The following is a 15,529-nucleotide window of genomic DNA, read 5'->3' on the forward strand; positions in this document are numbered from 1 at the left end:
ATGGGTTCAAAATTAAGTTTTGTAGACCGGTATCTTACCCTTTGGATCTTTCTTTCGATGGGCGCGGGAGTTATATTCGGAAAAATGTTTCCCTCCGTCGAGTTGGCTTTCAGTCGACTTTCCATCGGAACAACGAACATTCCTTTGGCGATCGGTTTGATCTTGATGATGTTTCCTCCCCTTGCAAAAGTTCAATACGAAAAAATGAAGGACGTTTTTTCCAACGTTAAGGTACTATCGATTTCCCTTTTTCTGAATTGGATCGTGGGTCCGTTGCTGATGTTCGTTTTGGCGAGTATTTTTCTGGCCGATTTTCCCGAATATAGGATCGGCTTGATCTTAATCGGTTTAGCGCGATGTATCGCGATGGTTATCGTTTGGAACGAATTAGGAGAAGGAAATCGAGATTACGCCGCCGGTTTGGTTGCGTTGAACAGTCTATTCCAAATATTTTTCTACAGCTTTTACGCCTACTTTTTCATTTCGATTTTACCGGCTTATGTGGGTTTAGAAGTTCACGAAATTCATCTGACCATCGGGCAGATTGCGGAAAGCGTTCTTATATATTTAGGAATTCCTTTTTTTTCCGCGATCCTGGTTCGTTTTACGTTATTGCGTTACAAAGGAAAAAAATGGTACGATGAAACGTTTATTCCGCTCGTTTCACCCATCACTCTGATCTCTTTGTTGTTCACCATTTTCTTTATGTTTAGCCTCAAGGGGAATCTGATTCTGGAAATTCCCGCGGATGTTCTGATCATCGCCGTTCCGTTGGTATTCTACTTCGTGATCATGTTTATGATCAGCTTCTGGATCGGAAAAATTATGAAAGTGGAATATTCCAAAACGACTTCCATCGCGTTCACTTCGGCGGGTAATAATTTCGAACTCGCGATAGCCGTCGCAATCGGTGTTTTCGGAATTGCAAGCGGCCAAGCGTTCGCGGGAGTCATCGGACCTTTGGTCGAAGTTCCCGCCTTGATCCTATTGGTTCGAGTCGCATTTTGGTTCCGCAAGAAATGGTTTTCTACGCCTGCGGAGGTTCTGCAATGACTACGATCTCGCAACTATTCAACCGCGAATGCCAATGTGTTACTCTCGAAAAAAAAGTCTTAGAGCAAACGTTTCATTCTAAGATTTTAGAAGCCAAAGGCGCCGAACATTTGGATGCGAACGCGTTATCCGAAAGATTCTTTTCTCCAAGCGCTTCTTTTTTGGATCCGAAGGAATTGAATGCGATTCAGACGACCGTTTCCACGTTTCAGAAAAGTTTAAAAAACGAGGTCGTTCGCAAGCGGCTTCTTCGGGAATTCCCCGAAGAGTTGAAGCATCGTTTTTCCGAAGGCGGCGTTTTTCTGAGTTTCGATTTTCATCTTACCGATCAAGGTCCGAAACTGATCGAAATCAACACGAACGCCGGCGGAGCCTTTTTACAAAAGAAGCTCGTGGAGGCGCAACAAGAATGCTGCGCTGAAGTTCGAGACGCTCTTCCCACAAAGGAAGAATTGGATGCGATCGAATCCGATTTTTTACAAACCTTTCTTCAGGAATGGAAGGACGCGGGAAAACCGGACCGACCCAAATTTATCGCGATCGTGGACGAATCACCCCAGGAACAATTTCTTTATCCGGAATTTTTGTTATTCCGCGAACTCTTTACAAGTCACGGAATCGATTCCGAAATCGTTTCGCCCGAAGCCTTTCAAACGAACGAAGAAGGTTTTCTTTTCGTAAACGGAAAGAAGGTCGATCTGATCTACAATCGTCTCACCGATTTTTATCTCACCGACCCCGGCAGTAAGGCGATGCACGGCGCTTGGGAAAAACAAACCGTCGTTGTGACCCCGAATCCTCTCGACTATGAACTCTACGCAAAAAAGACGAACTTGATTCTCTGGAAAAACGACTCCTTCCTGAATGACGCGGGAATCCCGGAAGAAGATCGAAAGATTCTCGATCGTACGGTTCCCTTTACGGGATATGCGAAGGACATGGATCCGGACACCCTCTGGGCGGAGAGAAAGAAATTCTTTTTTAAACCAACGTCCGGTTACGGAAGTAAGGCCGTTTATAGAGGAGATAAACTCACCAAAGGAACGTTTCAGGAAATTCTTTCGGGGAATCATCTGATTCAGGAAATCGTCCATCCTTCGGAAAGAATTCTTCTGAACGCGGACGCTCAACGGGTTCCTTATAAAATGGATTTAAGAGCGTATGTTTACAAAGAAAGAATTCTTCTTTTGGCCGCCCGATTGTATCAAGGTCAGACGACCAATTTCAGAACTCCGGGGGGAGGTTTTTCTCCCGTTTACGTTTTGGGTCTCAAAAATTCATAAAGGCCGGTCGGCGCCATCGATCAACCAGAACGTCCGTTCTGTTTCCTCGCCGTAAAATGCGGAAAACTCCCTTGACCCGATATTCGAGCGAAATACTTTAGCCGCAGAGAACCCGAATAGGAAAGAATTATGATCGATTTAAAAGGCAAAAATGCCGTAATCACCGGATCCGCAAGAGGGATCGGAAAATCCACGGCTTTAACTCTCGCAAAAGCGGGAGCGAATATCGTAATCGCGGACCTCAATGAGGAAGCCAGCAAAGCGACTGCGGAAGAAATCGCAAAACAAACAGGCGTGAAAGCCATCGGAATCGGAACAAACGTTGCTGACGCGGACTCAGCAGCCAAAGCGATTCAAGCTTGTGTGGATGAATTCGGAACGGTAGACGTTTTAGTAAACAACGCCGGAATCACCAAAGACACTCTTCTTATGAGAATGAAAAAAGAACAATGGGATGCGGTCATCGCCGTAAACCTTACCGGAACTTACAACTGCACGCAAGCGGCGATTAAGTTCATGATGAAAAACCCGAACGGAGGTTCCATCATCAATCTTTCTTCGATTGCCGGAGTAAACGGAAACATCGGACAAACCAACTATTCCGCTTCCAAAGCGGGTGTGATCGGTTTTACGAAAGCGGTGGCTTTGGAAATGGCTTCTCGTAAAGTTCGTTGCAACGCGATCGCACCGGGTTTTATCGCCACCGAAATGACAGAAGCGATCCCTGAAAAAATCAGAACTGCCATGGTTGCGGCGATCCCGTTGAAAAGAGCAGGACAACCGGAAGATATCGCGAACACGATCGCATTCTTAGCATCCGATATTTCTTCGTTCATTACCGGTCAGGTAATCGAAGTAAACGGCGGGGGCTTTTTACCAGGCGCTTCAGCGTAAGAACTTCCAATTCTCCGTGATTCTTTCACTCGCTCAGGAGTGAAAGAATCCCTTTGTCTGTATTTCCATTCATTCGTTCGAAAAAAATCAAATTCTCACGCGAATCTTTCCATTCTTCGCATCAAAAAATTATCTTTTCTATTTTCAGTTTTTCTTTTTTGGAATAGAATGAAATCGATTGAATGAATTTAAAGCGATTCTAATGAGACAAACTCTTACGAAACCTTCCGAGTAATGATCCAAACGTTTTCAATCGATAAAAAACCGATTCGAAAAATAAAAACGAATAAACAATTTAAAGGAGTTTTTTTCTGAAAAAAAGTATATTGGCTTGCCAAATATTTTCGGAATTAAATCTATAAAATTCGGTGGATTTTATATCCGCCTGGCTAAATCTAACAAAAAATCATCATACCACCTAAATGTGGTACGGAGGAAACAATGGCAGACTTTGAAAAAGTTAAATCTATCATCGTAGAACAACTTGGAGTGGATGAATCTGAAGTTACACCTGAGGCTCACTTCATCGACGACCTCGGTGCAGATTCTCTGGACACGGTTGAATTAGTAATGGCTCTCGAAGAAGAATTCGGAATCGAAATCTCTGACGAAGACGCTGAGAAAATTCAAACTGTCGGGGACGTAACTAAGTTCATCGACAACCTCAAGTCCTAATCGTTTGAGACTTTCCGGGTTCTTCACGGAACTCGGAATTCTTTTTTCCTTCCTTTGATCCTTAAGAAAACACAACCTTCTTCCTCTCTCAAAAACCCGGAACGGGTACAAACGCTTCAAAAACTTTCCAAAAAGATCGGAATCAAGTTTTCTAAACTAGAATATTATAATACCGCATTCATTCACAGTTCGTATAAGAACGAAAATCCGGAGATCTTAGAAGACAATGAACGTCTTGAATTCTTAGGCGATTCCGTGCTGGGTCTCGTGGCCGCTCGCTCCTTGTTTCAAAAATATCCGAAAGCGAGCGAAGGAGAATTATCCCGCATCAAATCGAGAATCGTTTCGACTCCGATCCTCAACTCCATCTCCGAAAAACTCGACTTAGGCGAATACCTTCTGCTCGGAAAAGGCGAAAAAAATTCGCAAGGCAAAGGGCGCCGTAAACTCTCCGCAAACCTTTTCGAATCGCTTATAGGCGCGATCTATATGGATCTCGGTTTTGAAGCCGCCGAAAAATTCATTCTCAAACATTTAATAGAATTTGCGGAAAATCCCGAAAAAGAGGAATCTGTCAGGGATTACAAAACTCAGCTCCAGGAATATTCCCAAAAACACTTTAAGGTTCTTCCCATTTATCGTCTCAAGGGAGAATCCGGTCCCGATCACTCGAAAGTCTTTCAGGTTTCCGTTCGGATTCGGGATAAGTGGGAAGCGAACGGTACCGGCGTCAGTAAAAAAGCGGCGGAACAAAACGCGGCCAAAGAACTTTACAACCGGATTCAGAGAGGATCTTAGAAAACATTCCTTTCCAAATCAAGATTCCTCGGATCAAAGGACGACAATCTAAGTAGATGGATTTTTTCTTTAAAAAGAAAGGAATGAGAGTCAGAGTCGCCGCTCTGATCGAAAACTCGCAGAACGAAATTCTTCTCATTCAACAAAAGAAAAAGGATTCTTATTATTGGCTTTTGCCGGGCGGGGGAATCGAGTTCGGGGAAAGCGCGGAAGACGCTCTCAAAAGGGAACTCAAAGAAGAACTTTCTCTTGAAATGAAATCGGCGTCTTTTTTACTCTTAAATGAATCCATAGAACCCGGCGGAAAAAGACATCTCATTCAACTCGTCTTTGCGGTGAACGTCAAAAAAGAAGTTCCCGAACTCAACTTGAAGGAAAAGGCGATCACCGGTTTCGGTTATTTTTCTCCGGCGGCGGTTCGTGAAATGGATCTTAGACCCGATATCAAATCTTTTCTTTTGGAAGGGGATTTTCAATCGGCGCCGTTTATCAAAAGCACCTGGGTATCAGAAAAAAAATGAGTCTTATCGAAACCGTTACCGTGAACACGGAACACAAATCCGTTCCGGTTCAACTTCACTCCGATCTTTCCGGCTTGTCCGAAGAAATTTTAAAACTTCCCGGAGTTACGTCCGTATTCTTGATCACGGAAAGATCGATTCATTCCTTATATTCCAAATATCTGGAAAAGGAATTTTCCTCTCTCGGAATTCCGGTCAAAGAGATCTACGTCAAAGGCGGGGAAAAATCGAAACATATCAACCGCACCGGAGAAGTATATAATAAACTCATTGAATACGGCGCGGACCGCAAGTCTTTGATCCTCGCCTTCGGAGGCGGGGTCGTCGGCGACTTCGCCGGTTTTATCGCGTCCACGTATTTGAGAGGAATCCGTTTCGTTCAGATTCCGACCACGCTTCTCGCTTGTGTCGATTCTTCCGTGGGCGGAAAGGTCGCGGTCAACGCGGATCTCGGTAAGAATATGATCGGTGCGTTCTATCAGCCGGAGTTCGTGTTCGCTCCTTTGTTCGCTTTGTCAACGTTGCCCGCGCGCGAATGGAGATGCGGTCAGGCGGAGATCATCAAACACGCGCTCCTTTCGGGAGGAGAATACTGGGAGAAGGTAAAGGCGCATTCGTTCAAGGATTTGAATGTTGATTCTCCGATCCTTCCGTATTTGATCGCGGAATCGGTTCGTTTTAAGGCGAACGTGGTTTCGAGCGACGAAAAGGAAACCGGACTTAGAAAGATCTTGAATCTCGGACATACGACCGCGCACGCGATCGAATCGGTAACGAAGTATAAAAAATATTCGCACGGGGAAGCGGTGGGAATCGGTCTTGTGACCGCGCTATTGTTAAGCGAACTGAAATCGGGTCTCGATCCGGTTATCACTCGGGAAACGATCGATACTCTGAAGAATTACGAACTTCCGTTTCAGACGAAATTGAAATCGAAGGAACTCGCGAAACACATGTTACACGATAAAAAGAACGTGGGCGGTTCGATCCGTTTCGTTCTTCTCGAAAAACCCGGTTCTCCGGTGTTCGATATCCCCGTCGAATCCAGGGATATCGTATTAACCATCCGCAAACAAAAAGGTCTCTGATGGGTTTCGAAATCGATTTTCTGAAAAGTATCAATCCGTTTATTCTTCTAAAGTTGAACGAACGGAGTCTTGCGGAAGAATTGATTTTAGTCGTTTATTTCATCATCTTCCTGATTCTTTCCTACAAAGTCATCATAATCGTTCTCGATTTTTTCAAACCTACGATCGACGTCACTTCCCGTTACAACCGAAGAAAAATGGCCCGTATGTCCTTCGTCATTCTCGGTCTTGTTACTCTTTTGCCCGTAGTGTTTTCGGGGCTTTCTTATTTGCCCACGGTGATGGGTTTGGCCGGAGCCGGTATCGTCATTTCGTTGAAGGACATCACGTTGAATTTCGTGGGTTGGTTTTTTATCCACGGAAGCAACGGTTTTGAAGTGGGGGACCGTATCGAAATCGAAGGGGTTCGGGGAGACGTCATCAATATCGGGATGAATCGATTTACGTTGATGGAGATCTCCTCCGATCCGAAGTCCGATCAATCCACGAATCGTCTCGTTCATTTTCCGAATCATTTCGTGATTCTGCGTCAGGTGATCGTCGTAAAGGACAAGATGAATTACGTCTGGGACGAGATGAGAATCAAGATCCCGTACGATTCCGATTTCGAAAAGGCCGAGGAATTGCTGAACGGAATCATACGCAACAACGCGATCATTGATCAAGGAGAGATCGATTACACGCTTCAGGAGCTTTCCAAAAATTATTTGGTGCGATTGGGAAAAACGTCTCCGATCGTTTATCTTTCCTTGGAAGAGGGAGGAATTCTCTTTTCTCTGCGTTATCTCACGCACGTCCGGGAACGCCGCGATATGAAGACCAAAATCTCGCATCAGATCCTCAAGGAATTCAAACAGTTTCCGGGTATTCGTATTTTATAATATTCTCCCTTTATCGATTTCGCTTAACAAAATAAGGAAAAACGCAATGGATGACCGAACCCGACGAAAAGGCATCGCCGTAGTATTGAATTTGTTTCTTCCCCCTTTCGGTTTTTATTATCTGAACGATCGAAAATTCTTTTGGATCTTTTTTATCTTCGTTTCCTTGGCAGGAGTTTTGGGTTCCCTTTTGACGTATTCCTCGTTCGTAAACGGCGGAGGTCGATTCGCGCTTTTCGTTTTGTCCTTTTACGTTTTGTTTAGCTGGGGAATTCTTGTCGTCGCGGCTCTTCAATCGGAAGGAAAAAAACTTTATGAATCGGAGAACAAATTCCCTTCTCCGGTTTGGTTTTTGCCGGCGACCGTGATCGGTTTGTTGTTTTTAGGAATCGTAATCGACGAATTTTTAAAGGATAGAATCCTCAAGGGAAAAATCCAAGCCTCTTCGGGTATGATGCCGAGCGTCAACCTCAACGATTCCTTTTATACCACGGAATTATTTTATACGAAAGAACTCAAACGGGGAGACATCGTCGTTTATAAAAATCCGGAATCGGGAAGACAATTCTTAAGCCGTGTGATCGGTCTTCCCGGCGATACGGTCAGCGTTGTGGACGAGATCACCGCGGATCGTTTTGAAGTAAGCAGAATCCTGATCAACGGAGAAAAAATTCCCCAAGAACGGTCCGCAAAGCGAGTGGAAGAGTTTCAATCCGGCTTGAGCGGCAAGGATCGGATCGCGCTTGTAGAGACGATCGGTGGAAAATCGGTTCCTATTCTCGAAACCAAAAACTTATCCGCTTCTTCCTCGCTCGGAAGTTGGAAGCTGAAAGAAGATGAGTTTTATCTGATCGGAGACAATCGGGACGATTCTGTGGATTCGAGAATTCTTGGGCCGATTCGCGGGGGACAAATCGCCGGTAAGTTTTTGTTCACCTATTTTTCGGCGAATCTGAACGATCTAAACGGAAGCGTCTGCGAAACCAATCAGGAAACGTTTTGCGGTATAAAATGGTTTTATAAAATTCTAATCTTAGGAAACGTGCGCTGGAGTTATCTGGGGTTCGATAACTCCAAGTAGCAGTTGCTCTTAGTGGATCTTATAGATCTGTAAAAAATCCACGCTGCGAACTGTGGTTCCCGGCGCTCCCGAAAGGATTACTACCTTATCTCCCGGAAACAGGAACTCGTCCTCTTTCAGTTTCTGATTCATATACGCGATCATATCTTCCAGTCTCGTAAAGAACGGCATGACGAACGGAATCACTCCCCGATAGAGTTTCATCTTTCTCGCAGTCGTTGCAAACGGAGTAAAGGAATAGATCGGAACTTTCGGACGCATCTCCGACGTGATCAAAGCGGAATACCCGCTTCTTGTGAAGTTGATGATCGCTTTGGCGTGAATTCCGTGCGCGATTTCCCGCGCCGCGTTTCCCAACGCGGTGCGTTCCGATTCCAGGAAAGTTTTTTTGATATTCCAGTGAACCTCGTAGATATGATCGATGGTTTCGGTTTCTTGAATGATCTTGGACATGATCTCCACGGATTCGACTGGATAATGACCGCTCGCCGATTCTGCGGACAACATCACTGCGTCCGTTCCGTCCATCACGGCGTTGGCTACGTCGCTTGCTTCCGCCCTTGTCGGTCTCGGATTTTCGATCATCGACTCCAACATCTGTGTGGCGGTGATCACCGGTTTGCCCGCCTGGTTGAGTTTGTAGATGAGCTCTTTTTGAAGGATGGGAACTTTTTCGGTTTCGATTTCCACTCCGAGATCTCCTCTCGCGATCATGATTCCGTCCGCGCGTTCGATGATCTCGTCGATGTTTCCGATCGCTTCGGGCCTTTCGATCTTTGCGATGAGCCCCGCGTATGTTCCTTCGAGAAGGGAACGCGCCAACTCCAAGTCGGCTCCCGTTCGTACGAAACTAAGCGCCACGTAGTCCACGCCGAGAGAAAGCGCGAACTTCAAATCCTCGATGTCTTTTTCGGAAAGGGCGGGTGCGGAGATGGGAGTTCCCGGAAGATTGATTCCTTTGTTGCTCCATAAAATTCCGCCGACGATCACTTTCAAAACGGCGGAATCCGATTTTTTCGACGCGACTTTCAATACGAGTTTCCCGTCGTCGATAAGAATCTTATCTCCTTCCTTAATGTCGCTTATCAGATTGGGATAAGTGCAGCCGATCGTATGTTCGTCTCCTTGGTATTCCGCATCGGGAACGATCGTAATTTCCTGATCCTTATGGAGAAGAATGGAATTGAGTTTTAATTTTCCCGTTCGAATCTTCGGGCCTTGCAGATCGGCCATAATCCCCAGCGGGAAACCGGAGATTTGCTCGCATTTGCGAAGCGTGTCGTAAACTCTTTTGTGGGATTCGTGCGTGCCGTGTGAAAAATTCATTCGGGCGATATCCATTCCCGCTTTGAGAATGGAAAGAACGGTTTCTTCGGCAGAGGAGGCCGGACCGATCGTGCAGACTATTTTGGTTTTTTTCCCGTTCAGGATTTTCATGAACGGCAATTGTAGACAAACGCCTCCCGTTGTTCCAGCGAATATTTCCTCTTTACGAACGGAAACCGGAAAATAGAATGAACCAAAAATAGGCGTCCTCTTCTTGGAGAAGCAGTTAGAACGAATTGGTTTGGTATATCACCCGGATTATAATATGGATCTGGGTCCTCATGTATTTCCCGCGCGGAAATACCAGATGGTTTATAATCTCGTAAAACAAGATCCGAAACTCGCGGAACTTTATATCTATAAGCCCGATCCCGCTAAAGACAAGGATCTAGCGTTAGTTCACACCAAAGAATTCTTACAGGATTTTTTCTCGCTCAAGCTCACAGAAAGAACGCAGAATTCGGAGCTTCCTCTCACCAAACAAATCGTACACAGTTTCGTTTTAGCGGTCGGCGGAACGATTCTGGCGACGGAACTGACGGAAAAATACAAATTCGTTTATCATATCGGAGGCGGCTTTCATCATAGTATGCCGGACCGCGCCGAAGGTTTCTGTTATCTGAACGACGCGGCAATTGCGGGGAAGCTGTTTCAGAAACAACATCCCCGTAAAAAAATTCTTTTTATCGATTTGGACCTGCATCAAGGAAACGGAAATTCCGTCGTATTTCAGGAAGACCCGGACGTCTTTACGTTCTCCATGCACCAGGAAAATCTATATCCAAAAAAGGAAAAATCGGGACTCGACATTCCTCTCGGAGAAGGAACGGACGATAAAAAATATCTGGAACTTCTGGAGAAGTCTTTGAACGAGATTCGATCCGAGTTCAAACCCGATCTGATTTATTACATCGCGGGCGCCGATCCGTTCGAAGGCGATTCGCTCGGAGATTTGAAACTCACGTTCCAAGGTCTGCGTAAGCGGGATAAGATCGTGCGGGACTTCGCATTAGCAACAGGCGCGCGCACCGTGATTCTTCCCGCGGGCGGGTATGCGAAGGACTTTCACGATACGGTGACGATTCATTACAACACGATCAAAGTGTTTGCGGCCGAGTGACATGGGTATCTTTTCGGACTCGGATAAAAAAAAAGGAAATCCCGGATTTCTAGAAAGCCAAGAGCTCGGGATGATCGACATCTCGAAAGAATTTCATACGTCGCTCGGAATCGAAAACAGTCTCTTCAATCGATTCACAGGGGAAGAAGTCAGGGAGATGCTCGAAAGCGCTGGGATCTTCCGCACCTTACAGGCCAGAGGTTATAACGACTACGAGATTTCCTTGGACGGAATCTCCGATATGGACAACCGTATTTATATCAAAGATCCTTCGGGCGGAATTCTCGTTCACATGCGTCTAAAATTTTCCGACTTCCAGTTTAAAAAGCTGGATCAATCCTATAAGCTCGTTTATATTGACTGGCTCTTGACCCAGAACCTAAAGATGAAAAACATGAAGGCCAAAAAGAAACTCTATCAGGGACAGGAATATCCGGGTCTTTCTCTGATGAACGAGATCACCGGCTTTATCCGCATTCTCGCCACTAAGATGGGAGCGTACGGCGCCTTTAACATTCCGGAATACTTTCATGACGCGGTATTATTCCATAAATCCTTTCAGTTCGTGGACCCCGAAAAGGAGGGAAGATTTCGTGCGATTCTTCAATCCTTCAGCAGAACGAATCTCCGAGAATTAAGCGATCAGATTCACACGGAAAAAATCTGCGACGCATCCTCCGGAGAAGTTTATGTTTGGAAATACGGGGAGATGGTCTCCTGCATCAACAGTTATCTCGAATCGGCGCTTTTCGACGAGGAATATTACAGAAAAGTGAATAAGATCGTTTCGGGAACCAAATACATAAGGAAAGTGTAATATGACGGAGTTTTCCCTAAGACCGGAAATCATCATTCTTGACGACGACAGGGATGTAGGAGAAACCCTAGAGCTCATTTTGACCAAACTCGGATATCAGAGCGTGTTTTTCGATTCCGTCGAACAGGGGAAACAATATTTCGAGAAGGAGCTGAACCCGATCGTGTTTCTGGACATTCACATGCCCGGAACGAGCGGCCTTGAAATTCTCCCTTACTTCAAAAACCTGGAAGCGAAAACCCAAGTCATCATGATGACCGGGGAACGCGACATCAACAACGTCGTTACTTCCCTTACGCACAAGGCCAGCGACTTTTTGTTGAAACCTTTCTCCATTCAAACGGTCCAGATCGCGATCCAAAGAGCATACGATTATTATACTATGCTAAAGGAGAAGGATCTGCGCGACGAGGTGATCATGCGCGATCTGCGTCTTGCGTCGAGAGTGCAGGGAAAGATTTTTTCGATTCCGGACCTAAGCCCGTATAAGGTGGAAGCGGACGTGACTCCGGTTTCCTTCGTCAGCGGGGATTTCAACGTAGTGCTCAAAAAGGAAAAATCGGTTCTATTGCTTCTCGGAGACGTCGAGGATCACGGCGTTACTTCGGGGTTGATCGCTCTTTTGATGACCACTTTGGCGCGCGAAGAATTCAAACATTCGGATAATCCGAGCGAAATTCTAAAACGAATGAACCACGAACTCTGTCTGAATATCGGAACGCACAGTATGACTGCCGCTTGCGTAATATTATTCCCGGAAGAAAAGAAACTCGTTTATGCGAGGGGAGGGCATCCCTTTCCGGTTCACTTTCACAAGGACGGGTTTTCCTTTTTAAAGGAAAAGTCCGGACAACTTCTCGGAATCTTGGAAGACGTCGATTTCCCGAGTCACGAAATCGGTTTTGCGGAGAAGGACGTGATCTTTCTTTTTTCGGACGGAATCATCAACAATCTCAGTCATCCTCTCATTGAAGAATTGAATCAGATTCATAAGTCCGGTCCGGACCCGTTGAAGCGTATGAAGAACGCGCTCGATACGTATGTTCGTTCCGCGATTCCTTCCAGAGAATATAGGGACGACGCTTCGTATATTCTTTTGGAAGTCAGATAAGAATTACGTTCATTTCCAAGAAAGATCGATCTTTTTGTGTTTCGAAGCGCATTCGGCTAGATACAAGTTGATTAGATTTTGATAAGGAATTCCGGTTTGATCCGATAATCCTTTGAAATATCCGATGGTATCCACATCGACTCGGATCGTAATGGGCTTTTTTAATTTCTTTAGATAAGGATTCTTTTTCGACTTTGAAAAATCGTATTCTTTTCTCATAATAATTCCTTGTATTGTTTCGTCTCGGTTTTTGTCGCTTTTCGCGCCGAAATGATTCGGATCACATCTTTAGACGATCGATAACAATGAGACACCATCAATAAATTCAATCTATAACTGAATCCTAAGATAATGAATCGATCTTCATCTTGCGAGTGATCCGGATCGTCGATGATTCTCGCTTTTTCGTCATAAAAAACGGTTTTAGCCTCCTCGAAAGAGATTCCGTGCTTTTTGAGATTGAATTTGTTTTTGCCGGAGTCCCATTCGAATTCGATCGAAGACATATTTATATTGTCAATATATCATAAATATAAGTGAATTCAACTTAATTTCAGTCTTCGTCCTGAAACCGGAAGAGTTCTTCCGGGATTTCCCGCATAGAGACCGAAGGAAACGTTCCTTTTCGAATATTAAAAAAAACGAATTCAGGAAAGCTGAAAAACAGGGATTGAAATCCCTTCTGAAACCGTTCCCCTTTGTCGAGAGGAGAAGTGAAGATTCCCGCCGCGGTCATCCCCAAACCTGCGAATAGGTTCACGGTTCCATAGGCCGGACGCGCCCAAAATACGTCGTCCGTGAACATCGGAAAAAAATGGTCTTCCCGATTCGCCTTGTAGATCGAAGAGGTGAACGTGAAGGACTCGCGAAGAGATGTTTTCCAACCCGGCTTTTGTCGCCGGAGTTCCTCCAATTTCTTTCTTCGATAGGAGAGAAGGGTTTGTTCCCCTTCCGTTTTCCAATGTTTGGAAACGGAATAAGAAGCGTAGAACGGAATGAATGCGAAGGAATAACGAAAGTCGATCGGCTCGCCGGGAAACTTCGTTTCCTGTTTTTCGAACGAAGTTTGGACGCTTTTGACGATTTCGGTCGTGCAGTTTTCAAAGAGAAGATGAAACGGATAAAGTTTTTTTAATCGGAAGTGATATTCTTTTTCCCGTTCTTGGGCGAGTTTTAGATATCCGGAAAGGATCTCGTCCGAGGGCAAACGCATCGGAATCAAAAACCGTTTTTCCCTTTGCGGAAGAAGTTTTCCCGAAGTCACTCGAACGGGAATCGAGGTTTCGATTCCTTCGCGGAGTTCGTAGGCGCGGTTGGTCGCGTCTTCCCAGATCTGATATTCCTTTTCGGATAACTCGCGTAAGGCGGATATTTTTTTGCGCGCAAGCGAGACGACGGCCCAGGTTTCTCGGGAGAGATGTTCCAAGGCCTGTTTGTCGTTTTCGTCTTCCTGATACACGATGGGGGATTCTTCGGGGAAAGTGGATAAAAATACCGGGACGCCGGTGCGAACGCTTTCTTCGATCGCGTGAAGTCTTCCCAATACGACGAGGGCGCTGTAGGCCCAGCCCGGGTCTTTTTCCGCGAGAATTTGAACGAGAGATTCGGTCTGTTTGGTGCGGAATTTTTTCAGAAGCTCGATTTCTTCGGCTGTTAATGATTCCTGAATATTCGAAATTTTGAATTCAGAATCGAGTCCCCATTCTTCTTTTAGAATTTGGCAGAATGCGATTCCTTCGAGTATGTCCCGCAATCGTAAATAAGAACCCGGTTTGAAAAAAGGGAAGCCTTCTCGAGTGAGTTTGGACGGCAACGGAGGAAATTCCGGATTCATCAGTCCTCCGTTTTCGGAAAGAAGCGCTTCCTTTAAGGAGTGTTCCAGATCCTTCAGATAATTCTCCCCAAGATCGGTCGCAAGACGCGATTTTAGTTCGTTTGCGAGAGCGGATCGATCGCTGGAAGTGAAATACGCGGTTGCGCGTAGCCCGATTTTCTTTTCGGGAGAATGCAATTCCTCCAGGAACTTGGTTTCCTTTTTGAGAGTTTCCAGATTTTGAAGATGACGGAACTGAACGAGATACAAGCGGTTGAGTCCGCTTTCCAAAACGGAAATTTCTTTCCCGGTCAATGCGAGTCGGGTAAGAATGCTCGTTCGATTGGATACGATGTTGTAGCTGAACGCGAAGTCGTCATACGATTCTCTCACCAAGTGAAAGATATCATCGGGAAAGAACTGATAGTGATAGACCTTGTTTCCGATTCGGATTCCGGTATGTCCTCCGCTGGATTGTCCGGTGTTTGCGTCTACGTAAATGAAATCGGCGGTGGTCGGCGTGGAAAACAGCCCCGCAGGAAAGAGCAGGGCCGTCGCAAAGAGGAAGCGAAAAAATCTCAGAGCTGATGATATCCTTTGCGGATGGATTCGACGACTTCCGGTTTAGCGCTTCCCATTTCGGAAACGAACTTGGAAAATTTTTCCTCGCTTACTCCCGCTTTTTTAAGTCCGCTTCCGATTCCGAGATACGTTACGCGCAACGACTTCCAGTTGGTCAGCCCGTTTTGAAGCGCGAGAGTCGAAAGATCGTTTTTGAATTCGATTTCCTGAAATCCGTTTTCCACGTGCATCGCGGTCAGATCACGTACGTCTTTGAGATACGCTTTTTCTTTTTTCTCATCATCTCCGGAAGAAGAGGAGAGGATGGAGCTGATCGAGCCGGAAATCGATTTTACGGATTTGGAAAGACTTTCCAAAGAATCGGAAGACTTACTGAGAGAGTTGATTCCGGTCGAGATCGATTCGAAAATAAAACAGTGATTGAGGCCGATGATAAAAAGTCCGGTTGTTAAAGTCATCAGCAGCTTTTGAGTGCGTTTCATCAGA

At 45.4% G+C, this 15,529-nt stretch carries 17 protein-coding genes; 12 read left to right on the plus strand and 5 right to left on the minus strand.

Features of this window, described 5'->3' with window-relative positions; all coding sequences use genetic code 11:
* The 9 genes from arsB to lepB all read left to right on the plus strand — a co-directional run bounded on the left by arsB (nt 1) and on the right by lepB (nt 8,274).
* Nucleotides 1-1,053, plus strand: coding sequence for an ACR3 family arsenite efflux transporter (gene arsB, locus DLM76_RS10360; protein ID WP_118955415.1), 1,053 nt, complete (start codon nt 1-3; stop codon nt 1,051-1,053).
* Nucleotides 1,050-2,336, plus strand: a complete 1,287-nt coding sequence (locus DLM76_RS10365) for a circularly permuted ATPgrasp domain protein (protein WP_118965149.1) — start codon at nt 1,050-1,052, stop codon at nt 2,334-2,336. The genes arsB and DLM76_RS10365 overlap by 4 nt, the downstream gene beginning before the upstream one ends.
* Before the next feature lie 129 nt (nt 2,337-2,465).
* Complete coding sequence (gene fabG, locus DLM76_RS10370; protein ID WP_118955413.1) at nt 2,466-3,230, plus strand: 3-oxoacyl-[acyl-carrier-protein] reductase; 765 nt, start codon at nt 2,466-2,468, stop codon at nt 3,228-3,230.
* Between the two features lie 441 nt (nt 3,231-3,671).
* A complete protein-coding gene (gene acpP, locus DLM76_RS10380; RefSeq protein WP_000753030.1) occupies nt 3,672-3,905 on the plus strand; it encodes an acyl carrier protein in 234 nt (77 codons plus the stop codon).
* A gap of 54 nt (nt 3,906-3,959) precedes the next feature.
* Nucleotides 3,960-4,703, plus strand: a complete 744-nt coding sequence (gene rnc / locus DLM76_RS10385; protein ID WP_118955412.1) for a ribonuclease III — start codon at nt 3,960-3,962, stop codon at nt 4,701-4,703.
* A 56-nt stretch (nt 4,704-4,759) separates the two neighbouring features.
* Nucleotides 4,760-5,224, plus strand: coding sequence for an NUDIX domain-containing protein (locus DLM76_RS10390; protein ID WP_118955411.1), 465 nt, complete (start codon nt 4,760-4,762; stop codon nt 5,222-5,224).
* On the plus strand, nt 5,221-6,312 hold the full coding sequence (aroB, locus tag DLM76_RS10395) for a 3-dehydroquinate synthase (RefSeq protein WP_118955410.1): 1,092 nt from the start codon (nt 5,221-5,223) through the stop codon (nt 6,310-6,312). Before DLM76_RS10390 ends, aroB begins: the two co-directional genes overlap by 4 nt.
* Entirely contained in the window at nt 6,312-7,193 is an 882-nt protein-coding gene (locus tag DLM76_RS10400) for a mechanosensitive ion channel family protein (protein WP_118955409.1), read from the plus strand. Before aroB ends, DLM76_RS10400 begins: the two co-directional genes overlap by 1 nt.
* Nucleotides 7,194-7,239: 46 nt before the next feature.
* Nucleotides 7,240-8,274 carry a signal peptidase I gene (gene lepB / locus DLM76_RS10405; RefSeq protein ID WP_118965150.1) on the plus strand — a complete coding sequence of 345 codons (1,035 nt, stop codon included), beginning with the start codon at nt 7,240-7,242 and terminating at the stop codon, nt 8,272-8,274.
* A gap of 9 nt (nt 8,275-8,283) precedes the next feature.
* On the opposite strand, the gene pyk is transcribed toward lepB, so the two are convergent.
* Complete coding sequence (pyk, locus tag DLM76_RS10410; protein ID WP_118955407.1) at nt 8,284-9,711, minus strand: pyruvate kinase; 1,428 nt, start codon at nt 9,709-9,711, stop codon at nt 8,284-8,286.
* A gap of 103 nt (nt 9,712-9,814) precedes the next feature.
* On the opposite strand from pyk, the gene DLM76_RS10415 reads away from it, so the two are divergent.
* Genes DLM76_RS10415 through DLM76_RS10425 form a run of 3 tightly spaced genes read left to right on the plus strand, consistent with a single transcriptional unit; the run spans nt 9,815 to nt 12,648 of the window.
* Nucleotides 9,815-10,720 carry a histone deacetylase family protein gene (locus DLM76_RS10415; RefSeq protein WP_118965151.1) on the plus strand — a complete coding sequence of 302 codons (906 nt, stop codon included), beginning with the start codon at nt 9,815-9,817 and terminating at the stop codon, nt 10,718-10,720.
* 1 nt (nt 10,721) lies between these two features.
* A complete protein-coding gene (locus tag DLM76_RS10420) occupies nt 10,722-11,537 on the plus strand; it encodes a hypothetical protein (protein WP_118955405.1) in 816 nt (271 codons plus the stop codon).
* 1 nt (nt 11,538) lies between these two features.
* On the plus strand, nt 11,539-12,648 hold the full coding sequence (locus DLM76_RS10425; protein ID WP_118955404.1) for a SpoIIE family protein phosphatase: 1,110 nt from the start codon (nt 11,539-11,541) through the stop codon (nt 12,646-12,648).
* Between the two features lie 9 nt (nt 12,649-12,657).
* On the opposite strand, the gene DLM76_RS10430 is transcribed toward DLM76_RS10425, so the two are convergent.
* From DLM76_RS10430 to DLM76_RS10445, 4 genes are read right to left on the minus strand one after another with little or no spacing between them, the layout of a single operon-like run.
* Nucleotides 12,658-12,867: a CopG family antitoxin gene (locus DLM76_RS10430; protein ID WP_118955403.1), complete on the minus strand. Its 210-nt coding sequence runs from the start codon at nt 12,865-12,867 to the stop codon at nt 12,658-12,660.
* Nucleotides 12,864-13,154, minus strand: coding sequence for a BrnT family toxin (locus DLM76_RS10435; RefSeq protein WP_118955402.1), 291 nt, complete (start codon nt 13,152-13,154; stop codon nt 12,864-12,866). The genes DLM76_RS10430 and DLM76_RS10435 overlap by 4 nt, the downstream gene beginning before the upstream one ends.
* 47 nt (nt 13,155-13,201) lie before the next feature.
* Nucleotides 13,202-15,010 carry a hypothetical protein gene (locus DLM76_RS10440; RefSeq protein WP_118965152.1) on the minus strand — a complete coding sequence of 603 codons (1,809 nt, stop codon included), beginning with the start codon at nt 15,008-15,010 and terminating at the stop codon, nt 13,202-13,204.
* A 29-nt stretch (nt 15,011-15,039) separates the two neighbouring features.
* A complete protein-coding gene (locus DLM76_RS10445) occupies nt 15,040-15,525 on the minus strand; it encodes a putative lipoprotein (protein WP_118955400.1) in 486 nt (161 codons plus the stop codon).
* Between the last annotated feature and the right edge of the window lie 4 nt (nt 15,526-15,529).

The sequence above is a fragment of the Leptospira yasudae genome, from assembly GCF_003545925.1.
Taxonomy (GTDB): domain Bacteria; phylum Spirochaetota; class Leptospiria; order Leptospirales; family Leptospiraceae; genus Leptospira; species Leptospira yasudae.

What these genes read in the sequence shown, in the direction of transcription:
- DLM76_RS10430 (WP_118955403.1), bottom strand. Translation starts at nt 12,867, where the DNA reads ATGAGAAAAGAATACGATTTTTCAAAGTCGAAAAAGAATCCTTATCTA.
- lepB (WP_118965150.1), top strand. Translation starts at nt 7,240, where the DNA reads ATGGATGACCGAACCCGACGAAAAGGCATCGCCGTAGTATTGAATTTG.
- acpP (WP_000753030.1), top strand. Translation starts at nt 3,672, where the DNA reads ATGGCAGACTTTGAAAAAGTTAAATCTATCATCGTAGAACAACTTGGA.
- fabG (WP_118955413.1), top strand. Translation starts at nt 2,466, where the DNA reads ATGATCGATTTAAAAGGCAAAAATGCCGTAATCACCGGATCCGCAAGA.
- DLM76_RS10420 (WP_118955405.1), top strand. Translation starts at nt 10,722, where the DNA reads ATGGGTATCTTTTCGGACTCGGATAAAAAAAAAGGAAATCCCGGATTT.
- DLM76_RS10435 (WP_118955402.1), bottom strand. Translation starts at nt 13,154, where the DNA reads ATGTCTTCGATCGAATTCGAATGGGACTCCGGCAAAAACAAATTCAAT.
- DLM76_RS10365 (WP_118965149.1), top strand. Translation starts at nt 1,050, where the DNA reads ATGACTACGATCTCGCAACTATTCAACCGCGAATGCCAATGTGTTACT.
- aroB (WP_118955410.1), top strand. Translation starts at nt 5,221, where the DNA reads ATGAGTCTTATCGAAACCGTTACCGTGAACACGGAACACAAATCCGTT.
- arsB (WP_118955415.1), top strand. Translation starts at nt 1, where the DNA reads ATGGGTTCAAAATTAAGTTTTGTAGACCGGTATCTTACCCTTTGGATC.
- DLM76_RS10425 (WP_118955404.1), top strand. Translation starts at nt 11,539, where the DNA reads ATGACGGAGTTTTCCCTAAGACCGGAAATCATCATTCTTGACGACGAC.
- DLM76_RS10400 (WP_118955409.1), top strand. Translation starts at nt 6,312, where the DNA reads ATGGGTTTCGAAATCGATTTTCTGAAAAGTATCAATCCGTTTATTCTT.
- DLM76_RS10445 (WP_118955400.1), bottom strand. Translation starts at nt 15,525, where the DNA reads ATGAAACGCACTCAAAAGCTGCTGATGACTTTAACAACCGGACTTTTT.
- pyk (WP_118955407.1), bottom strand. Translation starts at nt 9,711, where the DNA reads ATGAAAATCCTGAACGGGAAAAAAACCAAAATAGTCTGCACGATCGGT.
- DLM76_RS10390 (WP_118955411.1), top strand. Translation starts at nt 4,760, where the DNA reads ATGGATTTTTTCTTTAAAAAGAAAGGAATGAGAGTCAGAGTCGCCGCT.